This is a genomic window from Spirosoma horti, assembly GCF_054776595.1.
Window position 1 is genome coordinate 559,031 of sequence record NZ_BAAHBQ010000001.1, and the last position, 15,655, is coordinate 574,685.

Here is a 15,655-nt window from a genome sequence, read left to right on the forward strand (position 1 = left end):
TAAAAAAGAGCGCCACCCTTATTTGTAAGGGTGGCGCTCTTTTTACTGAAAAATCTATGCCGCTACTGTCATTGAAATGGTTGACGTACTTCCTTCGGGTAGTAGTTCTGGCATCGGCTCTACCGTGACGACGACGAATTTGGAGGTTGGCTGGTTACTGATGTACGCCACACTGGCGATGGGTACCAACGGATTCATCTCCGGGTAATAAGCTGCCGTATTCCCTCTCGGAATGTTGTAAGGGATAGCGATGAACTTCTCCAGCATCCGTTTCTGGCCCTCGAAATGGCTAGTAATCGTCACCAACTGGCGCTCGCGAATGTGCCGGTCACTCATATCCTGTGGGTTCATGAAGATCACCCGACGTTCGCCATACACCCCGCGGTAACGGTCATTATAATCATAGACCGTCGTGTTGAACTGGTCGTGGCTACGGATCGACATCAGCACCAACTGATCGGGCTCCATATGGTGTTTCGGCATTTCCGCCACGGTAAAATTAGCCTTGCCGTTCTCCGTCGTGAAGTTTCGTTCACGGGGGCCGTTGGGCAGATAAAAGCCGCCGGGTTTACGAATCTTCTCGTTGAACTTATCGAATCCCGGAATTACCCGGGCAATCGCATCCCGAATGGTATCGTAATTTTCCGTATAACCAACCCAATCCACCGTCGAGCGGTCGCCTAGCGTGGCAATGGCAATTCCCGAAAGAATGGCCACCTCGCTTAGCATTTCGCTAGATAGCGGCTGCAGCACGCCTTTGTTCTGGCTGATTACGCCCATCGAGTTTTCGCAGGACGTGAACTGATGGCCCGAGCGCTGCATATCGATATCCACGTGGGTCAGGCAGGGCAAAATCAGGGATGTTTCACCCGTTACGAGGTGGCCCCGGTTCAGTTTTGTGCTGACAAAAACGGTAAGCCGCTGTTTACGAAGGGCTTCGGCAACAAACTCGGTATCGGGAGCTGCCGACAGGAAATTCCCACCCAGGCTCATGAATACCTTTGTTTTCCCCTCATACATCGCCTTGATCGACTCCACCACATCGTAGCCATGCTCGCGGGGCGGTTCGAAACCGTATTCCTTAACCAGGGCGTCCAGAAACTCCTTTTGAGGGCGCTCCCAAATACCCATCGTGCGGTCGCCCTGCACATTGGAATGACCCCGCACAGGACAGGTCCCGGCACCCGGCTTGCCAATCGCCCCTTTCATCAGGTGCAGGTTGACAATCTCCTGAACGCTCATCACGCCATTTTTCTGTTGCGTAATGCCCATAGCCCAGCAAGTAATGATCTTCTGCTTGGGGGCAATCAGATTAGCGGCTTCCAGCAATTGGCCCTGCGAGACCCCGCTGATTTCCTCAATATCCTCCCAACTGGTTTTTTTGAGATTCGCCAGAAATTCATCGTAATGAGCGGTGTACTGCTTGATAAACGCATAGTCGATAACTTCGCCGGGGTTCAGTTCTTCGGCTCGCAGCAGGTGCTTCATGATACCCTGCAAAACGGCCATGTCTCCATTGACCTTGACTTGTAAATGCAGGTCGGCGATGGGCGTTCCCGCGCCGAGCAACGTACCCACCGCTTTGATAGGATTCATGAAATCCTGAGGATTCTTGAAATGACTCAGGCCCGCTTCGTGCAACGGATTGACGGCAATGATCTTGGCGCCGTTTCGCTTGGCAATTTGCAAAGCTGTCAGCATTCTGGGGTGATTGGTGCCGGGGTTCTGCCCAATGATCAGGATGACTTCCGCTTCATGCACATCGTTCAGCGTTACCGATCCTTTGCCTAATCCCAGCGTCGGGCTTAAGCCCGATCCGCTGCTCTCATGGCACATGTTGGAACAGTCGGGCAGGTTATTGGTGCCAAACTGCCGCACAAAAAGCTGGTAGAGGTAAGCCGGTTCATTGGGCACTTTACCTGAGGTGTAAAAGACTGCTTCGTTGGGCGATTTCAGCGCATTGAGTTCGTCTGCCACTAGTTGGAAGGCGTCGGGCCACGAAATCTGGGTATAGTGCGTGGCACCCGGACGCCGGACAACAGGATGCGTCAACCGACCAGCGTTGTTGAGATCACGGTCGGTCATGTGCGATAGCTCCACCAGACTATGGTTGGCGAAGAACGCCGGATCGACACGGTGGTGATCGGCATCCGAAGCGGTTGCTTTCGCGCCGTTTTCGCAGAATTCCGCTACCGATCGATGGTCGTCGGGATCGGGCCAGGCGCACGATGAGCAGTCGAACCCATCTTTCTGATTGAGTTTCAGCAGCGCGTGTGTGCCCCGGCCAACCCCCGCTTCTCCCCATGAAAATTCCATGGATTTAAGTACGGCAGTAACCCCGGCAGCCACCGTGGCGGGTTTCCCTAACTTGAGCCCGGTAAAGGCTTCAGGCGGCTGGGCCAGTACGGGGTTTTTATGTTTGGCGCCCACATTATCGGGGGTGGGAAAAACGCGTTTGTCGGCATCGGGCTTACCCGACGGGTCGTAGTGATCGTTGGTCATTTCTGTGCCCTGGTTGGGGCGTTCACCACTTTTGGGTGCGTTATTTATATCCTGTTCGGCCGGATTACTTGGCTTGGATTCGCTGTTAGGAGACTTTTCCATACAATCTGGAGGCTACTAGGTCGGGACTGAACCGTTGAGCGGGCTGAACTGGTCACCTCAGCCCACTTGTCTATAACTAAATAACGGAACGTTTGGCCAAACGAAAACGACTTTTCTCCAATAGTATTGGGGTATGGGTCTTAAGGACCTGGAGAGAACAAGACTTTACTCAAAGTTCTTCTTCTTCGTTCGCAGCTCTTTCACGTCAAAATCGAACGAGAGCTCAGTCATGCACTTGAAGTGCTTCATCGGGCAGTTATCGAGGCCTGTTGACGAACAGGGACGACAACCCAAACCTGGTGTTTCGAGCCGAACATGGGCCGTCTTGTAGGGGTAGAACCCAAACTGGGGAGTGGTACTACCCCAAATGGAATAAACTTTTTTTCGGAGGGCAGCGGCTATGTGCATCAGTCCCGTGTCGTGACTAAAAACCACCCGAGCCCGTTGCAAAAATGAAGCCGATTGATTGAGGTTAAACAGGCCACAGGCGTTATAAATATGCTCATGCCCAATGGCCCTCACAATTTCGTCACCAACCTTACGGTCCTCTTTATCACCTAGCAAAACAATGGGATAGTTGATTTTAAGGCATAACTCAATCATGCGCAGCAGCGGCAACCGACAGGTCATGTGTTTGCCTCCAATGGCATAGGCAACGAAGTCATTCTGATGCGTTTCTGGCAACCAGTTGGCTTCGACTTCGTCTTTATAGGGGATGAAATAATCCAGTCCCCGCCCATCGTTTTCTATCCCTAACGGCAGCACCGTGGCCATGTAACGATCCACAATGTGCTGATCAGGAAGCGCATTGATCTTCCAGCCGACGTACAGCCATTTACGGAAAGACTGTTTGTCGACACTATATGACCGAGAACCCAGCGCGGCCTTGATCAGTCGGGTAGAAAACGTATTTTGCAGGTCGATAACGTAATCGAACCGCTGCGTTCTGAGCTGCCGGATTAACGCATATAAGCTATCTTCCAGATAATGACAGTCCGCAATGTATGGATTATGGGCAACAATGGGCCGATACTCCCGACGGGTGCAAAAATGAATAACGGCATTGGGGAGCTGCTGTTTCAGGCAACGCACAACAGGCGACGTCAGAACGACATCGCCAATGGAGGCAAATTGCAGAATCAGTACGTTCACCGGGGAGGCCATAATGTAATCACTTCACAAATCTATTCTATTTCTAACACCTCACCAAACCAGTTAATAAGTCCACCAGCGCGGCTTAGTGAGTAGCACTGGTGGATACATATTACCCAATGGGCGTACGTTTAGAGTCTTCTGATTACCCGGATTCTTTAGGGTTGCCACCACCGCGGCTTATTTGGCGTTCGGTATAGGCTATTTTCGCAGACAACGCAACTGGCAGGAGGCTGTGCTACCGTTATCGGAGGATCTATATCCGGGAAGCCTTCTCCATCACTACGATCTACATTCAAGTATTTCTCGGAGATACCCGTTGCCCCAAAATAACCATAGACGGTTTCGGTTGGGTCGCTCAGCGCATGAATATTCCCTCGTACCGTAGACGGGGCAGCATCGAACAGTCCACCCGTGTTGCTGGTCAACTGCCGAACGCTTTTCCAGAACTCATACGCCCCTTTACTGATCGCCTGTTGCTGTACTTCGATGTAATAGGCACTCCTCGATTTGTAAGGCACACGCGAAATAAACTGGCGACTAATGTCTTTTCCGTTGATATTAACGTCTGATGTGATATTGATGCACGTATAACAACGGGTAATATCCCAGCAATTTGAACAGCAGAGCCTGCCCAGCAGTGTACCATCTCGCTGTTCCTGCTTCGAACAAATGTCTATAAATTCGTAATGTGTCCACGCCCAACGGTAGTAATTGCCCGATACTTCGGGGTCTTTCGTGTCCAGATACACATCCCAACTCTGGTTCTTTGCCGAACTTATACCTCCCGTTTCTTTTGTGTACTCGGCATAAATTTTCGAAATGGGGGGAGCCGCCGTCAAGACTTCCATATCTGATTCATATTTCTTACCCGCTTTGGTCTGAATACTGACCTTATAGCTCCGGCCAACTACGCCCCGCAGGTTGGTTGTCTGGTATGTGCCACCGGGGGCCTGCTCGGTTAGGGTTTCTTTGTTGCCCAGGTTGTCCGAAATAACGACCGTGGCGCCCATTTCCAGCAGATTCAGGCTCTTGTAGGAGTAGTCGGCTGTGCGGGTGAGCCTGATTGAATAGGGACCGGGCTGATCGGTAACTTGTCCTTCAACGATTAGCGAAGGGGGAATACTAACGTTGTCTGGCTGGAATTCCGTGACGCACGAGACCACGAGTAGTAGACACAGCAAGAGCAAAGAAAACACAAAAGCTGGTAGTCTCATCAGAATTTGAAGTTATAGGTCAGTGAAGGGAAAGCTGTTCCGAAAATAGATAGCTTGTAGGCGTCCGAAGCCGAGGCCGGGCTCAGCTTATAAAAAATAGAATACGCATTTTTGTGCGCGTACACGTTGTAAATCGAAAATACCCAACTGCTCTGGTTCTTTTTGTGTTTGAGTGGATTCTGCTCAAACGTCATTGAAAAATCGAGCCGGTGATAGTCCGGAACACGTTGCTGGTTACGGTCCAGGTAGATCGGGATGGATATCCCGGCCACCTGGGCAATGGCCGATGGCTGAGTCGTTGGGCGTCCTGTGCTATAGGTAAAGTTCAGGGACATGCTGAACCAGGGCGTTGGCCGGTGCGTGGCCAGTACATTGAACGTATGGGGCTTGTCGTAATTTGCCGGATATGGATTACCGTTATTGACCCGCTCGCTAGGATACAGGCTATTCATGGTCAGGAAGGTACGGGCGTAGGTATAACTCATGAAGCCCGTCCAGCGGCCCTTATTTTTACGGAGCAGGCCTTCAAATCCATAAGCCCGGCCACTCCCCTGCACAATCTGTGTTTCAACCGCTTCGGCCAGTTGCAACTCGGCCCCATCCCGGTAGTCGATCGCATTGGTCAGTGTTTTATAATACACTTCACCCGATGCCTCAATGGCATTGTCGGCGGTATTGCTGAAATAACCGAGTGACCACTGGTCGGCGATTACGGGCTTGGTGTACATATCGCTCAGGTGCCAGCGCGACGTGGGCAGGGCAGCCGTTGTATTGGTCACCTGCTGAATGTACTGCCGCAATCGGCTATAGCCAGCTTTGATAGCCTTTCCTTCACTAACCGACCAGCGCACCGCCAGCCGGGGCTCCAGGCCCCCCACTGAGTTATAGATTTTACCCGACCCATACGTTTGCTGAGAAGCCACCGTTTCGTCCTGCCGAGGCCCGTTTTCCTGGTAGGTACGTACGGTTGCCGGTCCCCGGTTCAATAATTCGGAATAGCGCAGCCCGGCAATAATCGCCACCGCTGGATTTACTTTCCATTCGTCCTGCACATAGGCCGCGAGTTCGTAGGCCTGCTCGCGGGCAAGATCGACCGGCAGCACGTTGGAATACACCCCCGGAATACGGGTGTTGGGCTGAATCTGGTAAGCAATAGCGCTCACGCCTGCCTGCCACTGGTGAACTTCGTTGGGTGTATATGTTAGGTCTGACTTCAGCTGACGATGCCAGACACCCGACTTCAGTTCAAAAGCATTCGATGAATCTGGCGACGACAAATTAGCCTGATAACGGCTTAAAATGACGGATGTGGCCAGATTTACCTGTTTACTCATGAAGTAATTCCAGCGTAGCACGGCGTTCATCGTCTGGTAGTTAAACCGGGTTGAGGAGGCATTTATTTCTTCTCCGGAAAGGGAGTCAGACGCCAGCTTAAAAATATCCTTACTCAAGTAGCCCGTCAGTGTGATTGTATTCTTTTCGTTGGGTTGGTACTTGAGTTTGCTCGTCAGGTCGTAGAAATTGGCTTGTGTCCCTTTCAGATTCGGGGGCGCCAGTTTAAATAGAAAATCATTGAACGATGCCCGCGCAGCAACCAGAAACGAGAGTTTCTTTTTGATGATTGGCCCTTCCACCCCTAATCGACTGGAAATGATACCAATGCCTCCATTGATACTCCACTTATCGGCATCCGGTTCTTTAATCTTCACATCCAATACCGACGAAGCCCGACCCCCGTAAGCGGCTGCAACTCCACCCCGATTCAAGGTCACGTCGCGCACAACATCGGGATTAAACACGGAGAAAAAACCCATCAAGTGGCTGGAATTGAATACCGGAGCCTCATCGAACAAGATCAGGTTCTGGTCGGCACTCCCTCCCCGAACGTTAAACCCCGGTGCGCCCTCGCCAACCGTTGTTACACCCGGCAGCAACAGCAGACTGCGCACAATGTCTACCTCGCCCATCAGGGGCGGAATTCGACGGATACTACGGATGGTTAATTGCGAGACCCCTATTTCAACTTTACGAACATTTCGGTCGGGTGTTTCACTCGTTACGACGACTTCTTCCAGATCTTTGGCATCGTCTTCCATCGTCACTTCCCGGAAAAGCGTTTTCTGCAACGAAATTGTATCCTGCTTTGAGCGGTAGCCCACGTGTGAGAAGCGCAAGACATAGTTGCCGGGCGGCAGTTGCACAATATAAAAGCCGTCTTTTGCTGTCACGTACCCTTTCGATACGTTCAGAACGACAATATTGACCCCCTGAATTGGTTTACCGGTTTTTGCATCCCGAACATAGCCCGTTGCCGAGAACGTAGCCGGTGAAACCGCCGGGCTGTTTTTTTGCTGGGCCATAGCCCCGTTGAGTACGAATAACGAAAGCAACAGTAAAGGTAAAAAACGCATAGATTGGTGGTTAGAAAGCGTAAAAGCAAAAAGTCCATTAAGCTGATACTTAATGGACTAAAGACGTAAAACGGTCGATATACCCTATTTCTAACGATCCTTAACGGATTATTAATTGATAGTTAAAGGAACAAAGTCATTTACTTAAGTACATTTCCCTTTCTATTTGTTAGATAAGTACTCATCTCATCCAATGTAAGCGCATTAAAGGTCATGGCTTTGGTTAAGCCGCCTTTCCGGCCAATTGCCACGCCATAGTGCATGTCCAGCAACCCAACCAAATCATGCGCATCGGGGTTAATACTCAACTTAACACCCTGTTGCATGGCATAATCGATCCAGCGCCAGTCAATGTCAAGCCGGTAGGGACTGGCGTTGATTTCAATAATGACGTGATGCTCGGCACAGGCGTCGATGATGGCCCGGTGATCGATTGGGTAGCCTTCGCGAGCAAGCAATAAACGACCGGTTGGATGCCCGAGAATTGTCGTATAGGGGTTTTCGATGGCCCGTAATAATCGCGTCGTGGCCTTTTCCTCCGACATCGTCAGGGTTTGATGGACGGATGCAACGACGTAGTCGAAGGTGGCCAGCGTAGCCTCATCATAATCGAGCGAGCCGTCACTCAAAATATCCGATTCAATGCCTTTAAAGATTCGAAAGTCATCGCTAAACCCTTTGTTCAGTTCATCGATCTCCCGCTGTTGCTGATGCACCCGTTCGGCGTCGAGCCCACCAGCATAGGAGGCTGTTTTGGAATGGTCGGCAATACCAAAATAACTCAGCCCAAGCTCCCGGCAGTAAGCCGCCATATCGGCCACAGACTGCTTTCCGTCCGACCAGGTGCTGTGGTTATGGAGTGTTCCCCGGAGGTCGTCCCAGGTAACCAGCTCTTCGTTTGAATGGCGGCTGGCCCAGCGGTAGGCAAAGTCATCTTCGCGCATTTCGGGTACGATATACGGCAAACCCGCCCGCTGATAAATGGCCCGTTCCGTATCGGCTACATCTTCTGAGTGCGCTACTTCCGATAGCGTGCTGGCGTAGGCCACCTGCAACAAGGGAATGCCGCCCGTTCCGGCCTGGAGCAAATGGGGATCGGCAGCGGTATGAATGAACAATTGTCGGTTCATTTGTTCGGCCGGATAAAGCAACAATTCCACCTGAACATCGAAACCCGTTAATTGGCCACGCCAGGCAAACGGCGATGATTCGGCTTCATTTTGATTTAAATTCGGCAATGTCTTCAACGTATCCATTGCTGAAATCGGGTCGCTGGTTTGGATGAGCAGTTGCACAGCATCAACCTCCTGGGCTTTCCGACGTACCTGGCCACTTATTTCGACGCGGTCAAAATGAGTCGACAACTCGTTCTGAAGCAGGTTTGCGATCATAGCGGCTTTGTCCATTCGAACCTTGCCCTGTTGCTCCTGTAAAAACTCCAGGGCCGCCAGGATTTTCTCCTGCGTACTGGCGCCAAATCCCTTGATTTTGGCAATCTGGCCGTTCTCGCCCGCCAGTTGAAGATCCCGAAGGTTGGTAATACCCAGCTCCTGCCAGAGCGTCCGGACTTTTTTGACGCCCAATCCCTTTATCCGAAACATGTCCAGAACACCTTCGGGCGTTTGGGCCAGTAGCTCATCCAGATCCGCCAAATGCCCTGTCTCGGCTATTTCCCGGATTTTTTGTGCCACCGATTTGCCCACGCCGGGTAGCTTAACCAACTCCTCAACGGGCAAGTTGCTTAGGTCGGCGGTGGATTTGTCCAGGTTAAAGGCGGCACTCTGGAAGGTACGTGTTTTGAAGGCATCACGGTCGTGAAGCTCCATCAACCGGCCCGTCAATTCAAGCAGGTCGACGATTTCAGAATTGGTCATGGTCATGAGGGAATTCACTCCGCAAGTTAGGCAATTGGTCAGATTTTAAGGAAAATGAGGGTTTGGCGCTATGATCTTTGATCCATCGAAACAGACAAACCTGTTTATCAATCCTAGACAAAAAATCAAGAGCATGGAACCGATTCATAACACCTCCCAACGCAACCCTTATCTGTGGAAACAAGCGAAAGCACGCGTCGGTTTTCGTATTCACTTACGCGCCTTCCTGATTATCAATGGGGGCTTGTGGCTCATCTGGGCTTTCACCGCCTTCGTCGTTCGCTCAACAGAGCACACAGGTACTTTTTTTCCCCTGGCCTATTTTCCCGATGATCGGCTGGGGCATTGGCTTACTGTCGCACTATGCCAGCGTATACCACAGGGGTAATGAACAGGATATGATCGAAAAAGAGTACCGGAAGCTGGTCGGTCAGTGAAATGGTAGTTGGTTTACGGGTTATTCATCCGGGTTGACTGAACAGCAAACGCGCGTTCTTCACCGTAAACCAACTACTTGACCTTACACCGCGACCGGCGCCTTAATGGCCGGGTGTGGGGTATAATTTTCGAGTGTAAAATCGTCGTAGGTAAAGTCGAATACGGACTTCACCGCTGGGTTCAGCCGCATGGTTGGCAACGGCCGGATGTCGCGGGCAAGCTGGGTTTCCACCTGCTCCAAGTGGTTCAGGTACAGATGTGTATCCCCGCCCGTCCAGATAAATTCGTGCGCTGTGTAGCCGCACTCCTGGGCAATCATCATCGTCAGTAAGGCGTAGCTGGCAATGTTAAAGGGCACCCCCAAAAACACATCGGCGCTGCGTTGGTACAGCTGGCAGGAGAGTTTGTTCAGCGTCTCTCCTTTTTCGGGGTCCGGGGGAGCCACATAAAATTGCATCAATAGATGACAGGGCGGCAGGGCCATACTGGGCACATCGGCGGGATTCCAGGCCGAAATAATCATCCGTCGCGAATCAGGCGTGGTTTTAAGCTGCTTCAATACGTCACTTAACTGATCGATCGTTTGTCCATCCGACTGCCAGCTTCGCCACTGTTTGCCATATACCGGCCCTAAATCACCATTCTCGTCCGCCCATTCGTCCCAGATAGAAACGCCATTGTCTTTCAGGTATTTAATGTTGGTATCGCCCTTAATGAACCATAACAATTCGTGGATAATAGACTTTGTATGGACTTTCTTGGTCGTTAGCAGTGGGAAGCCATCCTGCAGATTAAAACGCATCTGGTAACCAAAAACACTAAGGGTACCCGTGCCGGTGCGGTCTGTTTTACGCGAACCATTGGCGAGAATGTGGCGTAGGAGATCGTGGTATTGTTGCATAAACAAAAGTCGTAAGTCGTGAGGGGTAAGGCAAGTTTTAGTCAAAATAAAACCCCTCGACCCAAAGGCGGAGGGGTAATTCGTAAGATTCTCATGGCATCAGCACGCTTCGCCACCATGTAAGCAACGAATAAGCCGTTTGCCCACAAAACCTATAAAGTTTCAAAACCTTGTAGGTTTACTTATTTCTGAATCTCAAACGAATAGGTAATATCGGCTGAAGGCCGGAACTGGGCAGTTGCCGAGCAATATTTATCCATCGACAGGTCGATGGCCCGTTTTACTTTTACCTCATCTAGCTGGCCCTTAAGCAGGTAGGTAATGTGAATTTTTTTAAAGGGCGACGGCGTTGCGTCTTTTTCCCGTAAACCGTCAACTTTCATCCGAAAGTCGTCGATGACCTGTTTTTGTTTCTGAAGGATCAGAACAACGTCGATCGCCGAGCAACCAGCCAGGCCCATCAGCAACATCTCCATCGGGCGGGCCCCTGCATTATGGCCACCAATGTCGGTTGCCGCATCCATATGCTGGGCCACACCTGAGGCACCAAGGGCTTCAAAATGAAAGGCATCGTCGACGCGAACCAGCTCGACCTGCATTGTCTTAAATTCCTGAACGGTGTCAACCGGTTGTGAATCAAGCATTGTGTTTTTGCGTTTAATAGAAAGAGTTAGTATTTTCACAAGCCAAACGTAAAGCAGGCTATGTCTGAAAAATTCACTGACGACCTTTTTGACCTTAAGAATGACCGGCGGTTGAGCGTCTACCTGTATCGGGCAGGGTTCGGGGCCTGGTTGCTCTACATCCTGTCGGGCGCAAAGTTCATGCAGTCGGTGAGTCCTTATCGAACAGATTTTGGGGTGTTCTCGTTCTTTCTGATGGTCATGGGCTTATCGGCATCCATGATTTATGATTATTACCACCACCCGGTGGAGTTCGCACAAAAAAGGAAATGGCTGGCTTTCAGCTATTTGGTCCTGGCCGGATTGGTTTACTTTCTTATTCTGAACAATAAGCCCATCGCCTTGCCGCAATTTCTCGGGCAGGGCCTTTTCTAACTTTCCTCTCAAGAATAGTCGTTTTCCGTTCACCAATCAGGCGAATTGGTGCATTTCCCGTTGCGGTGCCCTTGCCGCGATGCAGTGTGAGCAGTCTGCCGACCAGCTCGTTGCTCTACAAATCGACCAGACTGCGCATTACGACGGCCAACTTCCCCGCTATTACACGAATATTTCATTTTCAATAGCGCCTATACAGTAGCGACCCGGCTTCTCCTCCTTTGTCGAGTTAGATAATTCCATGATAAACTAGCACCCAGCTACAAAACTCCAGTCTTCGCAACCCAATGCAGATTGACCATTCGCTCCACCCGACCGATTTATCGACCAAACTTGACCGATTGTGGGCGCTCTCGGGCCAGAAAATCCGACTGATCGATACAGAATACGATGTAAATAAAGGCTCTCCGGTCTTCACCGTTCAGGGTAAGTACACCACCCGAGGCTGGACAGAGTGGACACAGGGCTTTCAGTTTGGGTCAGCTATCTTACAGTTCGATGCTACCGACGAACCCTATTTTCTGGAGATGGGTCGTCAGAAAACACGCAGCCTGATGGCTCCCCACATCAGCCACACGGGTGTACACGACCACGGTTTCAACAATGTCAGCACCTACGGCAATCTGCTTCGGTTGATGCAGGAAGGACGTATTCCGGCTAATGACTGGGAGAGGAACCTGTACGAACTCGCGCTGAAAATCTCCGGGGCGGTTCAGGCCAGCCGCTGGACACCCATTAAAAATGGAGGCTTTATCAGTTCCTTCAATGGCCCACATTCGCTCTTTGTCGATACCATTCGCTCGTGCCGGGCATTGGTACTGAGCCATGCGCTGGGCCATGTTTTCCAGGGTGAGGGCGATGTAAAAATCAACCTGTTGAAACGGGCACTCCAGCACATGAAAGCCACGGCGGATTACTCCGTATTTTACGGTGAAGGACGCGATCGCTATGATTGCTGGGGCCGTACGGCCCACGAAAGTGTTTTTAATGCGAAAGACGGTAATTTCCGTTGCCCCAATTCGCAGCAGGGCTATTCGGGCTTTACAACCTGGACGCGTGGTCTGGCCTGGGCCATGTGTGGTTTTGCCGAAGAACTGGAATGGCTCGCCACCCGCGCCGATGCCGAGCTGGAACCCTTTGGCGGACGTGAGTCCATCGAAGCCTTTATGCTAAGAGCCGCCACGGCCACCTGCGATTTTTACATCGACCATACCCCGACTGATGGCATTCCCTACTGGGATACGGGCGCGCCAAACCTGCACCGCTTAGGCGACTACCTGAACCGCCCCGCCGACCCATATAATGCGTTTGAGCCCGTCGATAGCTCGGCAGCAGCCATTGGGGCACAGGGCTTGTTACGACTGGGCGACTACTTAAGACGAAAGGGCAACACAGACGCTGGCCAGCGGTATTTTCAGGCGGGATTAACGGTACTTAACACGCTCTTTGACGCGCCCTATCTCAGCACCGACCCAACCCATCAGGGATTGCTTTTACATTCTATCTATCACCAGCCCAACGGCTGGGATTACGTACCGGAGGGGAGCAAAATTGCCAATGGCGAATCGAGCATGTGGGGCGATTACCATGCCCGTGAGGTTGCCCTGTACCTCCAGCGAATTATTCGCAACGAACCTTACTACACCTTCTTTAACCGAATCGCCGAACCTGATCAGAGCCGATGAGTGAGAAATACAAGCCTCAATTTCCGCGCGTGGCCCAGTTGAAAACCACGGCTGACCTGCGCAACTATCTAACGAAGAACGACATCAGCCTGCCGTTCGATGACGCATTATTGCCCCCTGCCGAAAGTCCGTTTAATCGACCGATTCAGCTCAAGTCAGGCAAGAAAATTGGCAATAGCCTCTGCATTTTGCCTATGGAAGGCTGGGATGGCACCACTGATGGTCGACCCACGGATTTTACCCGAACCCGCTGGAAGAAGTTTGCCATCAGTGGTGCAAAATTATTATTTGGCTGCGAGGCCGTGGCGGTCTGCCATTCCGGGAAGGCCAACCCGAACCAGTTGGTGCTGAACAGCGAAACGCTGCCCGATTTTGTCGAATTACGGCAACTCATTCTGGATACGCATACCGAAGCAGTCGGACAGACCGACGATTTACTGATTGGTCTCCAGCTGACGCATTCAGGCCGTTTTTGTAAACCTACCGATAAGAAAACATTCGAGCCTAAAATCCTGTACAGTCACCCGTTTCTGAACAGCAAGTTCGGCATGCGTGCCGATCATCCGGTACTCACCGATGCGGCTATTGATCAGATTATTGAACAATACGTACAAACTGCCGTCCTTGCGCAAAAAGCGGGTTTTGACTTTGTGGATGTCAAGCACTGCCATGGTTATCTGGGCCACGAGTTCCTGAGCGCGGTGAGCCGGGAAGGACGCTACGGCGGTTCGTTTGAGAATAGGACCCGCTATCTGCGAAACATCGTTGCGGGGATCCGGGAGGCCGCGCCGGGGCTTGAGATCGGCATTCGCCTGAGCGCGTTCGATATGCTCCCCTTCAAAAAAGGACCGATGGGTACGGGCATTCCCGAAGGAGCAGAGCAGTACCCGTTTGCCTTTGGCGGAAAATCCAACGGGTTAGACTTCGACCTAACGGAGACCAAAGCGCTCCTGTCGTTGGTGGAATCGCTCGGCATCCAGCTGGTATGTATTACGGGGGGTAGCCCCTACTACAATCCCCATCTGATGCGGCCGGCGCTGTTTCCACCGTCGGATGGTTACCTGCCACCCGAAGATCCGCTCCTGGGGGTGAAACGCCAGCTGGAGGTGACCCACGAACTGAAACAGGCTTTCCCAAATCTGGTGATCATTGGCTCTGGGTATTCGTATTTACAGGAATGGCTGCCCAACGTTGCGCAACATGTACTACGCACGGGCATGGCCGATAGCGTTGGTTTTGGTAGGATGGTTCTCTCCTACCCGACGATGCCCGCCGACATGCTGGCAGGGCGGGCGCTGGTTCGTAATCAGATTTGTCGCACGTTTTCGGACTGTACGACGGCCCCGCGGAACGGCCTCATTTCAGGTTGTTACCCGTTGGATCCGCTCTACAAGAAAACCCAGGAAGCCGACCAGCTTAAAGCGATAAAAGAAAGCTTATGAGACACCCGGAGAGCCGCCCTGTTGCCTTCATCACCGGCGGAAGCCGGGGCATTGGATACGGCATAGCCGAGAAGTTGGCCGATGCCGGATTCGATCTTGCAATCAACGGCGTTCGGCCGGCAGAAGCTGTTGCGGTTGCCCTCGACGCGTTGAAAAGCCGGGGGAGCGATGTGATTTACTGTCCGGGCGACATTGCGTCGACATTGGATCGTATTGATATGTTGCAATCGATTAAGACCCATTTTGGCCAGCTGAATGTGCTGGTGAACAACGCAGGGGTAGCCCCCAAAGAGCGACGGGACATTCTCGAAGCCACCGAAGAAAGTTTTCAGTATGTACTATCAACCAATCTGCAGGGAGCCTACTTCCTGACACAAGCTGCCGCTAACTGGATGATTGCTCAACGGGCAGAAAAAGTGGATTTCTGGGGCTGCATTATCAATGTATCCTCCGTTTCGGCTACGGTTGCGTCAGTGAATCGGGGAGAATATTGCGTAGCAAAAGCTGGCCTGAGCATGGCGACTCAGTTGTTTGCAGCCCGGCTGGGCGAATATGACATACCGGTCTATGAAGTACGGCCGGGCTTAATTAAAACGGATATGACGGCTGGCGTGACGGCCAAATACGATGCGCTCATTGCGAGCGGACTTTGTTTGCAGAAACGCTGGGGGCTCCCCAACGACGTAGGCCGGGCCGTAGCGGCCCTGGCAAAAGGCGACTTCCCCTATTCGACCGGCCAGGTTATTCTGGTCGACGGCGGGTTGACGATACCGAGGCTGTGAATGGTTTGTGGTTGGTAGTTTGTAGACGCGTCAGCCAACCACGAACTACGAACGTCAAACCACTAACTACAAACCACTAACATCAAACTCT

Annotated in this window: 13 protein-coding genes; 6 read left to right on the forward strand and 7 right to left on the reverse strand. The window is 51.8% G+C overall.

Annotated features, from left to right (window positions below; translation table 11 throughout):
- Positions 1-54 precede the first annotated feature (54 nt).
- From ACYVAM_RS02365 to ACYVAM_RS02385, 5 genes are all read right to left on the reverse strand, one after another.
- Positions 55-2,604 (reverse strand): FdhF/YdeP family oxidoreductase, encoded by a 2,550-nt coding sequence (locus ACYVAM_RS02365; protein WP_461063532.1) that lies wholly within the window; start codon positions 2,602-2,604, stop codon positions 55-57.
- 165 nt (positions 2,605-2,769) lie between these two features.
- Positions 2,770-3,768, reverse strand: coding sequence for a glycosyltransferase family 9 protein (locus tag ACYVAM_RS02370; protein ID WP_461063534.1), 999 nt, complete (start codon positions 3,766-3,768; stop codon positions 2,770-2,772).
- Positions 3,769-3,914: 146 nt separating this feature from the next.
- Positions 3,915-4,973: a DUF4249 domain-containing protein gene (locus tag ACYVAM_RS02375; RefSeq protein ID WP_461063536.1), complete on the reverse strand. Its 1,059-nt coding sequence runs from the start codon at positions 4,971-4,973 to the stop codon at positions 3,915-3,917.
- Positions 4,973-7,384, reverse strand: a complete 2,412-nt coding sequence (locus ACYVAM_RS02380) for a TonB-dependent receptor (protein ID WP_461063538.1) — start codon at positions 7,382-7,384, stop codon at positions 4,973-4,975. The genes ACYVAM_RS02375 and ACYVAM_RS02380 overlap by 1 nt, the downstream gene beginning before the upstream one ends.
- A 140-nt stretch (positions 7,385-7,524) precedes the next feature.
- Positions 7,525-9,258 carry a helix-hairpin-helix domain-containing protein gene (locus ACYVAM_RS02385; RefSeq protein WP_461063540.1) on the reverse strand — a complete coding sequence of 578 codons (1,734 nt, stop codon included), beginning with the start codon at positions 9,256-9,258 and terminating at the stop codon, positions 7,525-7,527.
- Positions 9,259-9,391: 133 nt separating this feature from the next.
- Between ACYVAM_RS02385 and ACYVAM_RS02390 the strand changes: the two genes are divergently transcribed.
- Together ACYVAM_RS02390 and ACYVAM_RS02395 are read left to right on the forward strand one after the other, a co-directional pair.
- Positions 9,392-9,646: a hypothetical protein gene (locus tag ACYVAM_RS02390; protein ID WP_461064227.1), complete on the forward strand. Its 255-nt coding sequence runs from the start codon at positions 9,392-9,394 to the stop codon at positions 9,644-9,646.
- Positions 9,603-9,695 carry a hypothetical protein gene (locus tag ACYVAM_RS02395; protein WP_461064209.1) on the forward strand — a complete coding sequence of 31 codons (93 nt, stop codon included), beginning with the start codon at positions 9,603-9,605 and terminating at the stop codon, positions 9,693-9,695. The genes ACYVAM_RS02390 and ACYVAM_RS02395 overlap by 44 nt, the downstream gene beginning before the upstream one ends.
- 83 nt (positions 9,696-9,778) lie before the next feature.
- Here ACYVAM_RS02395 and ACYVAM_RS02400 read toward each other — a convergent pair whose 3' ends face one another.
- Both ACYVAM_RS02400 and ACYVAM_RS02405 read right to left on the reverse strand, forming a co-directional pair.
- The gene (locus tag ACYVAM_RS02400; protein WP_461063541.1) at positions 9,779-10,597 is read right to left on the reverse strand and encodes a thymidylate synthase; all 819 of its coding nucleotides are present in this window, start codon (positions 10,595-10,597) and stop codon (positions 9,779-9,781) included.
- Positions 10,598-10,779: 182 nt separating this feature from the next.
- The gene (locus tag ACYVAM_RS02405) at positions 10,780-11,241 is read right to left on the reverse strand and encodes an OsmC family protein (RefSeq protein ID WP_461063543.1); all 462 of its coding nucleotides are present in this window, start codon (positions 11,239-11,241) and stop codon (positions 10,780-10,782) included.
- Between the two features lie 60 nt (positions 11,242-11,301).
- Between ACYVAM_RS02405 and ACYVAM_RS02410 the strand changes: the two genes are divergently transcribed.
- From ACYVAM_RS02410 to ACYVAM_RS02425, 4 genes are all read left to right on the forward strand, one after another.
- Entirely contained in the window at positions 11,302-11,655 is a 354-nt protein-coding gene (locus ACYVAM_RS02410) for a hypothetical protein (protein WP_461063545.1), read from the forward strand.
- Between the two features lie 287 nt (positions 11,656-11,942).
- A complete protein-coding gene (locus tag ACYVAM_RS02415) occupies positions 11,943-13,340 on the forward strand; it encodes a glycosyl hydrolase (RefSeq protein ID WP_461063547.1) in 1,398 nt (465 codons plus the stop codon).
- The gene (locus ACYVAM_RS02420; RefSeq protein ID WP_461063549.1) at positions 13,337-14,782 is read left to right on the forward strand and encodes an oxidoreductase; all 1,446 of its coding nucleotides are present in this window, start codon (positions 13,337-13,339) and stop codon (positions 14,780-14,782) included. The genes ACYVAM_RS02415 and ACYVAM_RS02420 overlap by 4 nt, the downstream gene beginning before the upstream one ends.
- Entirely contained in the window at positions 14,779-15,564 is a 786-nt protein-coding gene (locus tag ACYVAM_RS02425) for a 3-ketoacyl-ACP reductase (protein WP_461063551.1), read from the forward strand. Before ACYVAM_RS02420 ends, ACYVAM_RS02425 begins: the two co-directional genes overlap by 4 nt.
- Positions 15,565-15,655 lie beyond the last annotated feature (91 nt).

Bases quoted from the DNA above. Each gene is read 5' to 3' on its own strand.
- ACYVAM_RS02365 (WP_461063532.1), bottom strand. From the start codon at position 2,604: ATGGAAAAGTCTCCTAACAGCGAATCCAAGCCAAGTAATCCGGCCGAA.
- ACYVAM_RS02370 (WP_461063534.1), bottom strand. From the start codon at position 3,768: ATGGCCTCCCCGGTGAACGTACTGATTCTGCAATTTGCCTCCATTGGC.
- ACYVAM_RS02375 (WP_461063536.1), bottom strand. From the start codon at position 4,973: ATGAGACTACCAGCTTTTGTGTTTTCTTTGCTCTTGCTGTGTCTACTA.
- ACYVAM_RS02380 (WP_461063538.1), bottom strand. From the start codon at position 7,384: ATGCGTTTTTTACCTTTACTGTTGCTTTCGTTATTCGTACTCAACGGG.
- ACYVAM_RS02385 (WP_461063540.1), bottom strand. From the start codon at position 9,258: ATGACCAATTCTGAAATCGTCGACCTGCTTGAATTGACGGGCCGGTTG.
- ACYVAM_RS02390 (WP_461064227.1), top strand. From the start codon at position 9,392: ATGGAACCGATTCATAACACCTCCCAACGCAACCCTTATCTGTGGAAA.
- ACYVAM_RS02400 (WP_461063541.1), bottom strand. From the start codon at position 10,597: ATGCAACAATACCACGATCTCCTACGCCACATTCTCGCCAATGGTTCG.
- ACYVAM_RS02405 (WP_461063543.1), bottom strand. From the start codon at position 11,241: ATGCTTGATTCACAACCGGTTGACACCGTTCAGGAATTTAAGACAATG.
- ACYVAM_RS02410 (WP_461063545.1), top strand. From the start codon at position 11,302: ATGTCTGAAAAATTCACTGACGACCTTTTTGACCTTAAGAATGACCGG.
- ACYVAM_RS02415 (WP_461063547.1), top strand. From the start codon at position 11,943: ATGCAGATTGACCATTCGCTCCACCCGACCGATTTATCGACCAAACTT.
- ACYVAM_RS02420 (WP_461063549.1), top strand. From the start codon at position 13,337: ATGAGTGAGAAATACAAGCCTCAATTTCCGCGCGTGGCCCAGTTGAAA.
- ACYVAM_RS02425 (WP_461063551.1), top strand. From the start codon at position 14,779: ATGAGACACCCGGAGAGCCGCCCTGTTGCCTTCATCACCGGCGGAAGC.